Source organism: Paraburkholderia phytofirmans PsJN, from assembly GCF_000020125.1.
In the GTDB taxonomy this organism is placed as follows: Bacteria; Pseudomonadota; Gammaproteobacteria; order Burkholderiales; family Burkholderiaceae; genus Paraburkholderia; species Paraburkholderia phytofirmans.
This window is the reverse complement of sequence record NC_010681.1, coordinates 2,409,183-2,422,555: the sequence shown is the minus strand read 5'-3', so window position 1 is coordinate 2,422,555 and position 13,373 is coordinate 2,409,183. Positions and strand designations below refer to the sequence as shown.

At 65.5% G+C, this 13,373-nt stretch carries 11 protein-coding genes; 5 read left to right on the top strand and 6 right to left on the bottom strand.

The window, feature by feature from the left end; translation table 11 throughout:
• Positions 1 to 9: 9 nt before the first annotated feature.
• Positions 10 to 918 (bottom strand): LysR substrate-binding domain-containing protein, encoded by a 909-nt coding sequence (locus BPHYT_RS10625; RefSeq protein ID WP_012433143.1) that lies wholly within the window; start codon positions 916 to 918, stop codon positions 10 to 12.
• Between the two features lie 119 nt (positions 919 to 1,037).
• Between BPHYT_RS10625 and BPHYT_RS10620 the strand changes: the two genes are divergently transcribed.
• Positions 1,038 to 2,270, top strand: coding sequence for a 2-aminoethylphosphonate--pyruvate transaminase (locus tag BPHYT_RS10620; protein WP_012433142.1), 1,233 nt, complete (start codon positions 1,038 to 1,040; stop codon positions 2,268 to 2,270).
• A gap of 56 nt (positions 2,271 to 2,326) precedes the next feature.
• Positions 2,327 to 3,130, top strand: coding sequence for a phosphonoacetaldehyde hydrolase (phnX, locus tag BPHYT_RS10615; protein ID WP_012433141.1), 804 nt, complete (start codon positions 2,327 to 2,329; stop codon positions 3,128 to 3,130).
• Between the two features lie 36 nt (positions 3,131 to 3,166).
• On the opposite strand, the gene BPHYT_RS10610 is transcribed toward phnX, so the two are convergent.
• Complete coding sequence (locus BPHYT_RS10610; RefSeq protein ID WP_012433140.1) at positions 3,167 to 4,063, bottom strand: LysR family transcriptional regulator; 897 nt, start codon at positions 4,061 to 4,063, stop codon at positions 3,167 to 3,169.
• 236 nt (positions 4,064 to 4,299) lie between these two features.
• On the opposite strand from BPHYT_RS10610, the gene BPHYT_RS10605 reads away from it, so the two are divergent.
• Positions 4,300 to 5,331 carry a sensor domain-containing diguanylate cyclase gene (locus BPHYT_RS10605; RefSeq protein WP_012433139.1) on the top strand — a complete coding sequence of 344 codons (1,032 nt, stop codon included), beginning with the start codon at positions 4,300 to 4,302 and terminating at the stop codon, positions 5,329 to 5,331.
• Positions 5,332 to 5,344: 13 nt separating this feature from the next.
• Here the strand turns inward: BPHYT_RS10605 and BPHYT_RS10600 are convergent, their stop codons facing one another.
• A complete protein-coding gene (locus BPHYT_RS10600; RefSeq protein WP_012433138.1) occupies positions 5,345 to 6,253 on the bottom strand; it encodes a LysR family transcriptional regulator in 909 nt (302 codons plus the stop codon).
• A gap of 132 nt (positions 6,254 to 6,385) precedes the next feature.
• Here BPHYT_RS10600 and BPHYT_RS10595 point away from each other — a divergent pair, with 132 nt between their 5' ends.
• Positions 6,386 to 7,168 carry a glucose 1-dehydrogenase gene (locus BPHYT_RS10595; protein ID WP_012433137.1) on the top strand — a complete coding sequence of 261 codons (783 nt, stop codon included), beginning with the start codon at positions 6,386 to 6,388 and terminating at the stop codon, positions 7,166 to 7,168.
• A gap of 368 nt (positions 7,169 to 7,536) precedes the next feature.
• On the top strand, positions 7,537 to 7,746 hold the full coding sequence (locus tag BPHYT_RS10590; RefSeq protein ID WP_012433136.1) for a hypothetical protein: 210 nt from the start codon (positions 7,537 to 7,539) through the stop codon (positions 7,744 to 7,746).
• A gap of 11 nt (positions 7,747 to 7,757) precedes the next feature.
• On the opposite strand, the gene BPHYT_RS10585 is transcribed toward BPHYT_RS10590, so the two are convergent.
• The 3 genes from BPHYT_RS10585 to BPHYT_RS10575 are packed head-to-tail and all read right to left on the bottom strand — an operon-like array spanning position 7,758 to position 13,074.
• Positions 7,758 to 10,643: an Hsp70 family protein gene (locus BPHYT_RS10585; RefSeq protein WP_012433135.1), complete on the bottom strand. Its 2,886-nt coding sequence runs from the start codon at positions 10,641 to 10,643 to the stop codon at positions 7,758 to 7,760.
• On the bottom strand, positions 10,640 to 12,499 hold the full coding sequence (locus tag BPHYT_RS10580) for an Hsp70 family protein (protein WP_012433134.1): 1,860 nt from the start codon (positions 12,497 to 12,499) through the stop codon (positions 10,640 to 10,642). Before BPHYT_RS10580 ends, BPHYT_RS10585 begins: the two co-directional genes overlap by 4 nt.
• Positions 12,496 to 13,074, bottom strand: coding sequence for a DUF2760 domain-containing protein (locus BPHYT_RS10575; protein WP_012433133.1), 579 nt, complete (start codon positions 13,072 to 13,074; stop codon positions 12,496 to 12,498). Before BPHYT_RS10575 ends, BPHYT_RS10580 begins: the two co-directional genes overlap by 4 nt.
• Positions 13,075 to 13,373 lie beyond the last annotated feature (299 nt).

The window sequence follows — 13,373 nt, the reverse complement described above, 5'->3', positions numbered from 1 at the left end:
CTTGTCGTTTCACTCAGCCGGAGCAGCGGGAACTGGCTTGTCGTTTGATGCCGCGACGGGCTTTCCTAACTCCACCGCGAACAACGCGTCCAGCAGATTCGACCCCGGCCGCTCGGCGAGCCGCGTCAGCGATTCGATCATCTGCACCCGGCAGTCCTGTAGCGGAATCATCCTGATCCGCCGCGATTCGTTGAATTCGGCGCGCGCGATGACGCCGACACCCATGCCTTGCGCGACTGCTTCTTCGAGCGCCTCGCGGCCGTCCACGTACATCACCGGTTCCACTTGCAGCGACTCGCGCACCAGTTCGATTTCGAGCAACTGCTGCGTGACCGATTGCGATTCGCGGAAAATCATCGGCTGCTGCACCAGTTCGGCGTAGCTCAGCTTGCGTTTCTTCGCCACCGGATAGCTCGCCGGCACCATCGCCACCAGCGGATCGCGCCGCAATACGCGCGCCTCCAGCCGGCTGTGCACTTGCGGCGCGGCGGTAATGGCCGCGTCGACGACACTGGAGAGCACGCGCTGCATGCAGTCCGCGGCGTTGGCGATGGACAGCGTCACGACGATGCCCGGATGCAGCTTGCGAAACGCGCCGATCAGCGCGACCGCCAGGTCGGGCGCGTCCGCGGCCAGCGACAGCGAGCCGGATTCGAGCCCGCCCGCCGATTCGAGCAATTGCCTAGCGTCACGCTCGCAACTAAGCATCTGCCTTGTCACGCTGAAGAGGCGCAGGCCAAGCTCGGTAGTCTCGACGCCGCGCGGCCCGCGTTCGAACAGTTTGACGCCGTAATCCTGTTCCAGCCGCCGCACGTGATCCGACACGGCCGGCTGCGTGAGCGAGAGCGCCTGCGCCGCTTTGGAAAACCCGCCATGTTCCGCGACCGCATGAAACGCCCGCAATTGCGCGTATTGCACGTGTGCCTCGCCGACCTATAAGTTATTACGATACCCACATCAATTATATCGATTTTACCGATGGCACGCGTTTCTGTACTGTGTCATTCACCAAACCAGCGATATCGGAGATTCCGAACATGGACAGCGTGATCGACCGTTCCCCAGCCGTGAACGCCGCAGGATCTTCCGCCGTCACGTGCGCGGCACCGGCCAAGGGCGAGCCGTATCTGCTGACGCCCGGGCCGCTCACCACGGCGTTCTCGACCAAGGAAGCGATGCTGCGCGACTGGGGTTCGTGGGACGGCGATTTCCGCGCAATGACAGCGCTGTTGCGTAGCAGCTTGCTGGAGATTGCCGGCGACACAGCGGGCGACTACGACTGCGTGCCGCTGCAAGGCAGCGGCAGCTATTGCGTCGAAGCGATGCTCGGCAGCCTGATTCCACGTGACGGCCATGCGCTCGTGCTGGCCAACGGCGCGTACGGCAAGCGCATCGCGACCACGCTCGGTTATCTCGGCCGCGCCTATACGCTGCTCGACAAGGGCGACTACCTGCCGCCGCGCGGCGCTGAAATCGAGCACATGCTGGACGCCGATTCACGTATCACGCACGTGGTCGCGGTGCACTGCGAAACCAGCTCGGGGATTCTGAACCCACTCGAAGAAATCGCCGCCGCCACCGCGAAGAAGGGCCGCAAGCTGCTGATCGATTCGATGAGCGCCTTCGGCGCGGTGCCGCTCGACGTGCGCGAGATTGCCTGCGAGGCCTTCGTGTCGTCGGCGAATAAATGTATCGAGGGCGTGCCGGGTTTCGGCTTCGTGATCGCCCGCAAGAGCGCGTTGCAGGAAGCGAAGGGCCGCAGTCACTCGCTCGCGCTCGACGTGCATGATCAATGGGACGTGATGAACCGCACCGGCCAGTGGCGCTTCACGCCGCCCACGCACACGGTCGCCGCGTTTATCGAGGCGCTGCGCCTGCACAAGCTCGAAGGCGGGCAGGCCGGACGTCTCGCGCGCTATGCGAACAATCGCGACGTGCTGGTGGCCGGCATGCACGAACTCGGCTTCGAGCCGCTGCTGAACGCGCGCTGGCGCTCGCCGATCATCGTGACGTTCTTCGCGCCGGCGCATCCGTCGTTCAGCTTCGAGCAATTCTATGAATTGATGAAGCAGCAGGGTTTCATCATCTATCCGGGCAAATTGACGGTGGTGGACAGCTTCCGGATCGGCTGCATCGGTCAGGTGGACGAGGACGTAATGCGCCGCGTCGTGGCCGCGTGCGGCAACGCGCTCAGGACGATGGGCGTCGAGCACGCCGCTCCGCCGGCGGCCGCGCTCGACGAGCGCAAGAGACTGGCCGACGCGGCCTGAAGCACGAAGCTCGGGCGCACCGCGCGAGCTTGGGAAATTCCTTGGGATCGAAACAGATGAAACACGTAAAAGCAGTGATTTTCGATTGGGCCGGCACAGTGGTCGATTACGGGTCGCTGGCGCCGATGGGCGCCTTCGTCGAGACCTTCGAACAGTTCGGCGTGTCGATCACGATCGATGAAGCGCGCGGCCCGATGGGCATGGCCAAGCGCCCGCATATCGCGGCGTTGATGGCGTTGCCGCGCGTCGCGCAGGCGTGGGCCGACAAGTACGGCCACGCGCCGGGCGAAGCGGATATCGATGCCGTCTACGACGTGTTCGTGCCGAAGAACATCGCCGTGGCGGCAAGCTACAGCTCGGTGATTCCCGGCGTGGCCGACGTGGCGAGCGCGCTGCGCAGCGACGACATCCGGATCGGCACGACCACCGGCTATACGCGCGAGATCATGGCCGAGATCGTACCGGGCGCGGCTGCGCAGGGGTTCTCGCCGGACAGCATCGTGTGCACCGGCGATACGCCGGAAGGGCGGCCCTCGCCGTACATGATCTACAAGACGTTGCCGGAACTGGGCGTGTGGCGCGCGAAAGATGCGATCAAGGTGGACGATACCGAAGTCGGCATCGAAGAGGGCATCAACGGCGGCACGTGGGCGGTCGGCGTCGCGGTGAGCGGCAACGCTTTCGGCATGGCCGAGAACGACGTCAAGGCGCTGGCGCCCCACGAATTCGCGTGGCGTCGCAAGGCGGCGACCGAGAAACTGAAGGCGGCGGGCGCGCACTACGTGATCGACAGCGTCGCGGATCTGATGCCGGTGGTGTACGACATCGAAGCGCGGCTGGCGCGAGGCGAGCGGCCTTGATCGGGAGGGGGAGCTAAGACGCCTCTCTCTACAGAATCACTCGAAAAACCCCACCGCCAGATCGATAAACTCGCGGATCTTGCGCGGCACGAACTCCCGGCTCGGATACACGAGCGACACCGCCACGTCGCCGTTGAGCACGGCATGATCCTCGAGAATCCGCATCAGCGTGCCCGCGCGCAATTCGTCATCGACCATCTCCAGCGGCAGCAGCGCAATGCCCATCGCGCCGAGCGCCGCCTGTTTCTGCATGATCATGCTGTTGACGGTGAACGACGCATCGAGCGCGATGCTGTCTTCGCCGCCGTCGCCGTTGTCGAACACCCAGGTCTGCGGACTGGTGTCGAGTGGCGCGGTGATCACGCGATGCCGCGCGAGGTCGGCGGGCGTTTTCGGATGGCCGGCCTGCGCAAGGTAAGCAGCCGACGCCACCGGCACCGCGTGCGAGTTGATCAGCCGGCGCACCACCAGCGACTCCGAGCGGATCATATGCTCGGTCACGATCCCCACATCGAAACCGCCTTCGAGTAGATCCACGCGTTTCTCCGTTAACGTAACCCGCAGATTCACACGCGGAAACTTGGCCTGATACTCCGCGAACAGCGGCGTGAGGCGAAACAGCGAAAAGCTGCCCAGCGCCACGATGCGCAGATCGCCCGCGACTTCCTTCGAAGCCGTGGTGGCGCGCGATTCGACTTCTTCGAGTTCGGCCATCAGCAGGCGGCAGCCGTCGCCATATTCGGCGCCGGCTTCGGTCAGCACGACCTTGCGCGTGGTCCGCTGGAACAGGCGGATGCCGAGATGCTTTTCAAGGCTCGACACGTGGCGCGTGACCACCGAGGTCGAGACGCCGAGTTGCTCCGCGGCCTGCGCGAAGCTGCCCGCGTCGGCGACCTTGACGAACGCCTGCATGGCCTGAAATAGATTGATCATGAGATGCGAAATGCGCGCGGCGAAAGCGTGTGCAATTGTCTGTTGAAAAGGCCGCGCTGCCTGTTTCCTGAGCAAAACGCAGGGGCCGCGTGTCCGGCCGGTGAATTGTACTTCCTGGCGCCACGCGCCGATCCGCGCCGCCATGCGTAGCTTGCGCGCCGACAAGGTTTCGCGGCTGCTCAAGTTTCGCGCGATTGTGCCGTTGACACGAGCTAATCACATTCCGGGACCCAGCCGTGCAACTCGCCTTCAGTAACGACCGTCTGTCCAGCCGCATGCAGTTCGATTCGTCCGCCGCCGCTGAACCCGAGGTGGAGTCGTCGGTGATTGAATGGCTGTTGCACGACGATCAGGTGATGCGCGAATGCTTCACTCACGCGGCGGAGATTCTCAAGAGCGTGACCGGCGCGGCGATCACCGCGATCACGCTGCTCGACGAGGAGTACCAGCATTATCGCGCCGAGGTCGGCATGGCGATGCCGCTCGTCACGCGGGCCCGTTCGCTCGCCGACTATGCGGTGCGCGACGCGGAACTGTTCGTGATCGAGGACGCGCACGACGACACCCGTTTCGGCGAATGCATGCTCGTGCAGCGGCATCCGTTCGTGCGTTTCTACGCGGCCATCGCGCTGCGCGCGCCCAATGGCGAGATCGTCGGCGCGTTGTGCGCGATGGACCCGGCGCCCGGCCGACTCGACGCGGGCCAGCGCGGCGTGTTCTACCACCTGCGCGCGATGATCGAGAACGACCTGAAGATGCGCACGGCCACCGCGATCGATCCGCTGACGCAGCTTTACAACCGGCGTTTCCTGCTGGAGAGCATCGCGCGCCGCTGGAAAGAGGCGCGGGACGGCGACGTGATGGGATCGGTCGTGGTCGACGTGGACTGGTTCAAGCAATACAACGACACCTACGGCCACCAGGCGGGCGACCAGTGTCTGCGCAAGGTGGCCTCGGTGATGCAGGCCGCGGCCGATGGCGAACGCATCATCGTCGGGCGCATGGGCGGCGAGGAGTTCGGCCTGCTGGTGCTGCACGCGGAGTACGCGGCGCTCGAAGACACGCTCGACACGTTACGTCAGGGCGTGGCGGATCTGGCGATCGAACATCGCGCGTCGCCGCTCGGCAGGGTGACGGTGAGCGTGGGCGCGTCGTTGACGCGCATCAGCGAAACTTCCCGGCCGGCGCATCGCGAGGGTTTCGCGAGCGCGGATCGCGCGCTGTATCGATCGAAACATGGCGGTCGAAACCAGGTGACGATGGCGTAGCGCGCCTCTGCATTCAGGCAGTCTCAAGCTCCGCGTAAAGCCGGCTCACCCAGTCGGCGAACACGCGGAGTTTGGTGCTGTAACGGCGGCTCGGCGGATAGGCCAGATAGACCTGCAGCGGGTCCGGCCGCCAGTCAGTGAGAATCGGCACGAGCTCGCCGCGCGCCACGGCCGGCCGCACCATGAAATCCAGCGTATGAACGATGCCGAGTCCCGCCAGCGCAGTGGCCAGATGCGCATTGCTCTCGCTCACCATCACCGTATTGCGGACCTTGTCGAGCACGATGCGCTCGCCGTCCCTGAGGAAATGCAAGGGCGGCGCGAGTCCGCTGCTCGCTGAAAAATAGCCGGCCACCGCGTGCTTATCATCGACGATCTCGCGCGGATGCAGCGGCGTGCCATGTTCGGCCAGATACGCCGGGCTCGCACACGTGGTCCAGCGCAGCGTGCCGATGGCCTGCGTCACCAGATTTGGGTCGTCGGCCGTGCTGCGAATCGCGCAGTCGATGTTCTCCGCGATCAGATCGGCGGTCCGGTCCGTCACGCTCAGGCGCACCTGAATATCCGGGTAACGCGCGCAGAATTCGGGCAGCGCGGGAATCAGAATGCCGCTTGCGGTCGAGCCGCCGCTGTCGACCCGCAGCACGCCGCGCGGATTCGCGCGGTCGCGGCCCAAGGTCGCCTCGATATCGTCGAGCTCACTCAGCAAATGCCGCGTGCGCTCGTAATACGCGGTGCCGTCCGTCGTGACGCTGACGCTGCGCGTGCTGCGTTCGAGCAGTTTCACGCCCAGATGATCTTCGAGCGACTTGACCCACTTGCTGACGGTGGCGTTCGGCATCTGCAGCGACTGCGCCGCCCGGCCAAAGCCTCCGGTTTCCACCACACGCGCGAATATGCGGATGGCCTGCAAATGATCCATGCGAACTCCGTCTCCCGATAATTATCCACGTAGGTGGATAAAGAAGTCACAGAATACCTATTTATCTCTATGCGTGCATGAAATAAGCTTCTCTCCAAGGTCAACCGACCCTCACACACTTAGGAGCAGATCATGAACACGTCCACACTTGAAAACGTCAATTCCCGCAAACACGCCGGCAAGATCGTGCTGGTGACGGGCGGCAGCAGCGGCATCGGCCTGGCCGCCGCAACGCGCTTCGCTCTGGAAGGCGCGACGGTCTACATCACCGGCCGGCGTCAGGCCGAACTCGACGAAGCGGTGGAGCGCATCGGCCACGGCGCAATCGGGATTCGCGCGGACATCTCGTCAGCCGAGGATCTCGATCGCATGTTCAACACGGTGCAGGCCGCTCACGACCGGCTCGACATTCTGTTCGCGAATGCGGGCGGCGGCGAGTTCTCGCCGCTCGGCGCGATCACCGAGGCGCAGTTCGACAAGTACTTCGGCATCAACGTGAAAGGTACGCTGTTCACGGTACAGAAAGCCTTGCCGTTGATGCGTCCGGGCAGCGCGATCGTCATCACGGGCTCGATTGCCGGAAGCAAAGGCATGCCGGCCTTCGGCGTGTATGCAGCGACCAAGGCCGCGCTGCGCTCGTTCGCGCGTACATGGGCGACCGATCTGAAGGGCCGCGGAATTCGCGTCAACGTGGTGGCGCCCGGCGTGGTGGTGACGCCGGCCTACAAATCCGAACTGGGAATGAACGACGAGCAGATCGCCGCCTTCGCCCAGCAGACCAGCGAAACGACGCCGCTTGGCCGCGTGGGCGAACCGGATGAGATCGCCAAGGCCGTCTCGTTCCTCGCCTCGGACGACGCGAGTTACATCACGGGGATCGAAATGGCTGTCGACGGTGGCATGGCGCAGGTGTAGCACGCCAAGGCAAGCATCGAGTCATCAGCTAAAAAGGCCGGTTTTTCCGGCCTTTTTTGCATGTGAGGGGTGAAAGTCCAAGGCGTATTCAGCAAAACATTCCGATATTCACCAGGCTAACGGATTGCGTCTCTCAAGCGTGCGTCTGCGTGAGGTTTTATCCGTTACGCATAAGGTTCTCTTAAGCTTGAACTGTTCAGATAGTAGGAGACGGTTGCGTTGGGCCAGAGCATGAGAACGCTTCGCCTCGCCAACGGAAGAGAGCCGCTGGTTGCACACGCAACGAAAAACAACCGAGAAAAACAACGATGCGTAACGGACGAAAATCCGCTCGAGAGACAGAGAAAGCGCTTTGCAGATCCACCTACATGATGGAGTTGGCGCGCGGCAGTTCGTACATTGCCAGCACGTTGACGCCGGCGACACAACAGGCCGCCATCGCTGAAGTCCTGAACGAATTTCGTGAGCAGCACGGCGCCGACACGCTGCTGATCTTCCGCGATCTGCTCGCGGAGAGTCTTACGGATCGCCAGCACAAGCTTGCGGCGGAGGCGGTGCTGAATTTCAAGTTGCCCTAGCCGCGCCAGCATCAGCTCGCGATCAGCTTCAGTCCTGCCGGCAGCGACTCGCCGAACACGCGGCCTTCGTCGGCGTTATCGAGCTCGACGCTCTCGCTCACCATGGTGATCCACGCGCGCGGCGCGTTGGCCGCTTCGAGGCGGCGCACTACCGCAAGACGCAAGTCTTCGGGCAAGTCGCGCGAACGGTCGCCGGTCATGCGAGCGATCTGCACGGCGGCGAACGCAGCGGGATCGACCTTCTTCCAGTCGAGCGCGAGGATCGCGTTGAGCCATGCACCGGCAATCTCCGGCGGCACGACGCTATGCGCGCTCCCATAGAACGGCCGCCGCGCGCCGATACGGCCGACCGCCCACCAGCTTTGATGATTCTCAGCGGGTTTCTTTAAACGCGTCAGCACCGACTCGCCGAGTTCGATCTTGCGCTCCACGGGAATCCGTTCGAGCGATGCACTCAAGCGAACCATGTCGGTGAAGCCGGTCTTCGCCACGTCGAACGGCAGCTTGTGACGCGCAAGCGCGGCGCCTTGCAGATACGTCATCGCGTCGAGCACGCGCAGCTGCGCGCTCTCGTCGAGGCCGCCGGCGGCGCGGCGCCAGAGCGTCCACCATTCCGACCAGACCTGGCTTTCGTTGACGTACTGGATGCCGTCGTCGAACAGCGACCAGAGTTGTTCGACGCGCCATTCGTCGAGCGGATAGCCGAAGCCGGGCCGCACGCAATAGCCGGCCAGATTCAGCCAGAGACGCTCGTGATCCGCCGAGCGGCGCCGGCGGCGCGCGCGTTCCCACAGCGCGCCGAACAGTTCGCGCAGCAACGCGCTGTTCCAGCTTTCGCGCGGGCCGAGCAATTGTTCGAGCTGCGAGCGCAGACGTTTGACTTCTTTCGGATCGACTTTCTGCGCGCGCGAGCCGAAGCAGCGGTCGATGTGGTCGATTGCCTGATCGAGCGCAGGATTGCGGGACTGCGCGGCATCGTCGGTGAGGTTCACTTGCGCGTGTTCGCGGCGTAGCTGGAATTCCAGCAGCCAGCGCTGCGTGGGATCGTCCAGTTCGATGCAGTGGACCTCGAGCGTGCCCACTTCGGTGAGCGAGGTCGCGATCTGCACCGCGGTTTCACGCGCGCTCTTCGCGCCGCGCGGCTGCACGATGGTCGCGATCGGCGGCAGGCGGACGAAATCGCCGCCGGCGAGATCGATCAATTCGCCGGGTCGATACACCGTATCCGCGCTCGACGAGACAAGGTGAAACCGCACCGGATGCCCGAGCCGCAGTGCGAAGGTGCGATCCGCGATCAGAATCTCGTGGCCTTCTTCCGTACCGCGCGGCAGCAGGCAGATGCCACGTTGCACGGGTTCGGCATCGGGCTTGCCGTCGCCGGTTTCGTCGAGCACGAGGAAATAGCTGCGCGGCGAGCCGCCGCCGATCTTCGGCGCGTTGCCCGCGCGCGCGAGCGAATAGGCGACCGCGCCGCGCGCCACGGCGACGTCGGGATTGTCGTTGTGCAGCACGTTGAGCGCTTCGCCGCGCCACGTGCCTAAGGTGCTGGCCAGACGTTGCGTAAGCGCTTCGGCGCGGAACACGCCGCCGTTCAGCAGCAACGTGTCGGGCACGGGCAAGGTTGCTTCGTCCGATGAACCGGAGGGCTCGACGACGCCCAGCGCCTTGCGTGACTGCGCCGCGAAGCGGTTCAAAAACGCCGCGATATGACGCGTGACCGCGGCATCGGTCGCATAGGGCAGGCCGAATTCGACGATCGCGCCACGCGGCCGGCCAGGCCGTTCATGCGACGCCACCGCCGGAAAGAAACCATCGATGATGATCCGCTCGACCTCGTCGCGCGTGACTTGCGCCGTGCGCGCGCCGCCTATCAGCTTCGAGCCCGCACCCAGCAGTGTGATCGACGTGGAGTCGGGCGCCTGCGCGCCGAGCAGTTGTTCCTTGGCGTTGCGGCAACGCTCGACCAGCTGCGACAGGCTCGCCGCCGACAGACGCGCGCGCTCGCCCGGCTGATTCGAGCCGCCCGGCAGCCGCGCTTCCACCAGATGCGCGAGCGCCAGATCCATGTTGTCGCCGCCCAGCATCAGATGATTGCCCACGCCGATGCGCGTGAGCTGCGGCTCGCCGTCGCGCAGGCCGACTTCGATCAACGTGAGGTCGGTAGTGCCGCCGCCGACGTCGCAGATGAGCACTAGACGCGTGTCCGCGAGTTCGCTTGCGAGCCGCTCGCGATGATGAAACAGCCAGTCGTAGAAGGCCGCTTGCGGCTCTTCCAGCAGCTTCAAAGTGGGCAAGCCGGCCATGCGGGCGGCTTCCACGGTCAAGGCTCGCGCGCCTTCGTCGAACGATGCCGGCACTGTCAGTACCACGTCCTGGCGTTCGAGCGGCGCGTCTGGAAAACGCTGATTCCAGGCCGCGCGCACGTGCGCGAGGTAGCTCGCGCTGGCTTCGACCGGCGAGACTTTGCGGACGTCGTCGGCGGCGCCCCACGGCAGGATCGGCGCGGTGCGATCCACCGACGCGTGCGAGAGCCAGCTCTTCGCGCTCGACACCAGCCGGCCCGGCACCTGAGCGCCCAGCACGCGCGCGAGCCGGCCGATCACGACCGGCGGTGTGTCCTGCTGCGCGTCCTGCTGTGCATCCTTGCGCGCGCCGCCCTGAGCGACGCCGGACCACGGCAATTGCAGATCGCCGGGGTTCAGTTCGCCTTGCGCGGCCTGATAGCGCACCGAGGGCAGAAGCGGCCGCGCGGCCACCTCGCCGGGGCTCACCAGTTGCTCGATCTCGAAGACATGGATAAGCGGCGACCCACCCGGCGATCCCGCCTCCGCATAGGCGAGCACCGTGTTGCTGGTGCCGAGATCGATACCGACGCTGTACCGCTTCATCTCAGTCATGCATTCGCGTTGCCGCGCACGTCGAACTCGACCTTCCAGCGCTCGTCGGTGCCGCGCGGCACGGCTTCGAGTTCGAGCGTGCCTGCTTCGGTGACGCGCGCGTGCAGCTTCACCGGCACGACTTCACCGGCGTTGCGGCCGGAGGCGGGCAATGTCGCCTGAATCTCCTCGAGTTCCTGCAATTCCTCGGGACCCCAGAAGTCGAGCAGCGTGCCGACCTGATCCTGACGGCGCACCGACGACCCGAAGAAACGGAAGTGCACCGGCTCGCCGACCACCAGCCCGAATTCCTGCGCGGGCAGCTCGGCCTCGGTGCCTTCCTCCATGCCGAAGGGCGCGACGCACAGCGCCTGGATCGGCGGTTCGAGACCGGGCACGGCGGGCATCGCCGATTCGATCGCGATGTAGTACGCGCGCGCCGTGCCGCCGCGAATCCGCACGCCGCGGCCGCGTCGCACGTAGCCGTAATAGGCGGCGCCACGCGCCACGGCGAGATCGAGATCGGCGCCTTCGAGCAGCCGCGCCGGCGCCGCGCCTTCCGCGGCGAGCCAGTTGTTCAGCGTGCCCATGATGCGTTCGACCAGCAGCGGCGACTTGAACACACCGCCGTTGAACAGCACCGCCGTGGGATGCAGGAAGCTCGCATTCTCAGCAGCCGCGATGCCGCTCGTTCCCGCCAGTTCCGCGAGCGCGCCCACTTGACGGCCGAGGAACGCGGCGAGATGACGCGTGATACCTGCGTCCTGCGCATACGGCAGACCGAGCTGCGTCAGACCGGCGCGCGCGCGGCTTACGGGACGCGCGGCGCTGTCCACCTGCGGGAAGAAGCCTTCGAGAATCGTCTGGGTCAGTTCGGCGCGCGTGAGTTCGGTGCGGATCGAGCCGCCGATCAGCTTCGAGCCGCGGCTCGGCACGACGAGCGGCACGGTATCGGTGGCCGGATCGCTGAGCAGCGTTTCCTTGGCCGAGCGGCACGCGTAGGTGAGGGCGCGCAACTGCCACGCGTCGGCCTGGGTGCCTGCCGCGGCCAGCTTGCGCGCGACCACGTGCGCGAGCGCGAGGTCCATGTTGTCGCCGCCGAGCAGAATGTGTTCGCCGACCGCGACGCGATGCAGTTCGAGATTGCCTTCGCGCTCGATCACGGCGATCAGCGAGAGGTCGGTCGTGCCGCCGCCCACATCGACCACGAGGATGATGTCGCCGATCTTGACCTGCTTGCGCCAGTCGCCGCCGCTCTTCTGGATCCAGCTATACAGCGCGGCCTGCGGTTCTTCGAGCAGCGTCATGCGGCCGAAGCCCGCGGCCTCGGCGGCTTCGGCGGTCAGTTCGCGCGCGGCCGGATCGAACGATGCGGGGATCGTCACCGTGATGTCCTGCTCGCTGAACGGCGCGTCGGGATGCGCGTGGTCCCAGGCTTCGCGCAAGTGCGTCAGATAACGCACCGAGCTTTCGAGCGGCGAGACGCGCGCGACTTCGGGCGGCGCGTCGTTGGGCAGAATCGCCGCGCGCCGGTCGACGCCCGGATGGCACAGCCAGCTCTTCGCGCTCGTCACGAGCCGGATCGGCGTGGCCGCGCCGCGGCTGCGGGCGAATTCACCGACCGCGAATTCGCGCTGGCCGGTCCACGGCAGATAGAGGTCGCCCGAGGCGAGTTCGTCCGGGTGCGGCAGATAGAGGAAGGAGGGCAGCAGATCGAGGTTGTCGATCGCGCCGGGGCCCGTGAGCTGCGCGATCGGCAGCACGCCTTGCGAGGTCTTTTCGCCGTCGCTGGCGCTCGTGTCCACATAGGACAGCGCGCAGTGCGTGGTGCCCAGGTCGATGCCGATGGCGTAGCGTGATTGGCGTGCGTCGCTCATAGCTCCACCTCGGCCGGTGCGATCACTTTCGCGTTGTGGCTGTCCGCGAGCTTCGGCAGACGCACTTCGTCGATGCGCCAGCCGCGATGGCTGATGCTGCCGTTGAACGGCGCGCGACCGACCACATTGCCGGTCAGGCGAATCGAGGCCGCGTCGAAACCTTCGGCCAGCGTGACGCGGCTGCCTTCGGCTTCATCGCGCACCGGGCGGATCGTGAAGTGCTCCCGCAGCGTCGCGCGGCAACCGTCGTGCACGAGGCGCGCGGCCGCGCCGATATCGGCGTCGCTATAGCTCTTGATGTCTTCCTCGACGAAGTCGATGAAGCGCGCGTCGCGTTGCAGCAGGCCGAGCAGTTGCAAGGCAGCGTCGGGGCTTGCTTCCTTCAGGACGGGTGCGGGTTGCGGCGCGGGTGCAGGCGCCGGCGTGGGAGCCGGGGCGGGCGCGGCGCTGGTGGCGACGCCGCCGTCACGCAGGCGCAGGACTTCGGCGGCGAATTGGCCATCGCCGAGGATGCGGAAGAACGTGCCCACGGCCAGCGAAATCCTGCCGAGGAAGGATGGGTTCGAATCGGTCATAAATGCTCCTGAGATGCTCTGTTAGAGGACGAGCTGTCCTGGCTGCGCCGCACGCGGCCGGCCGCTGGAGCCGCGTCGGGCTTGAGCGGGCGGTCGTCGTGCGAGTTTGCTAAGGCCGTCGGCATGCGTGCCGACGGCGTCTGATTTACCGGGATGCGCGGCGCGGCTGGCGCGCGCAAAACCCGTATTTTGCCTTGTGGCGAGCCCGAAGCGGGCAAAGGCGGCCATTCTAGCGGGCAATGCGGCGAGATTGGCGGCTTGTCATGGGCGCGTGGTGAGCATTTCCGTGCGGCTCGGTC

Bases quoted from the DNA above. Each gene is read 5' to 3' on its own strand.
- BPHYT_RS10575 (WP_012433133.1), bottom strand. From the start codon at position 13,074: ATGACCGATTCGAACCCATCCTTCCTCGGCAGGATTTCGCTGGCCGTG.
- BPHYT_RS10600 (WP_012433138.1), bottom strand. From the start codon at position 6,253: ATGGATCATTTGCAGGCCATCCGCATATTCGCGCGTGTGGTGGAAACC.
- BPHYT_RS10610 (WP_012433140.1), bottom strand. From the start codon at position 4,063: ATGATCAATCTATTTCAGGCCATGCAGGCGTTCGTCAAGGTCGCCGAC.
- BPHYT_RS10590 (WP_012433136.1), top strand. From the start codon at position 7,537: ATGATGGAGTTGGCGCGCGGCAGTTCGTACATTGCCAGCACGTTGACG.
- phnX (WP_012433141.1), top strand. From the start codon at position 2,327: ATGAAACACGTAAAAGCAGTGATTTTCGATTGGGCCGGCACAGTGGTC.
- BPHYT_RS10595 (WP_012433137.1), top strand. From the start codon at position 6,386: ATGAACACGTCCACACTTGAAAACGTCAATTCCCGCAAACACGCCGGC.
- BPHYT_RS10620 (WP_012433142.1), top strand. From the start codon at position 1,038: ATGGACAGCGTGATCGACCGTTCCCCAGCCGTGAACGCCGCAGGATCT.
- BPHYT_RS10585 (WP_012433135.1), bottom strand. From the start codon at position 10,643: ATGACTGAGATGAAGCGGTACAGCGTCGGTATCGATCTCGGCACCAGC.
- BPHYT_RS10580 (WP_012433134.1), bottom strand. From the start codon at position 12,499: ATGAGCGACGCACGCCAATCACGCTACGCCATCGGCATCGACCTGGGC.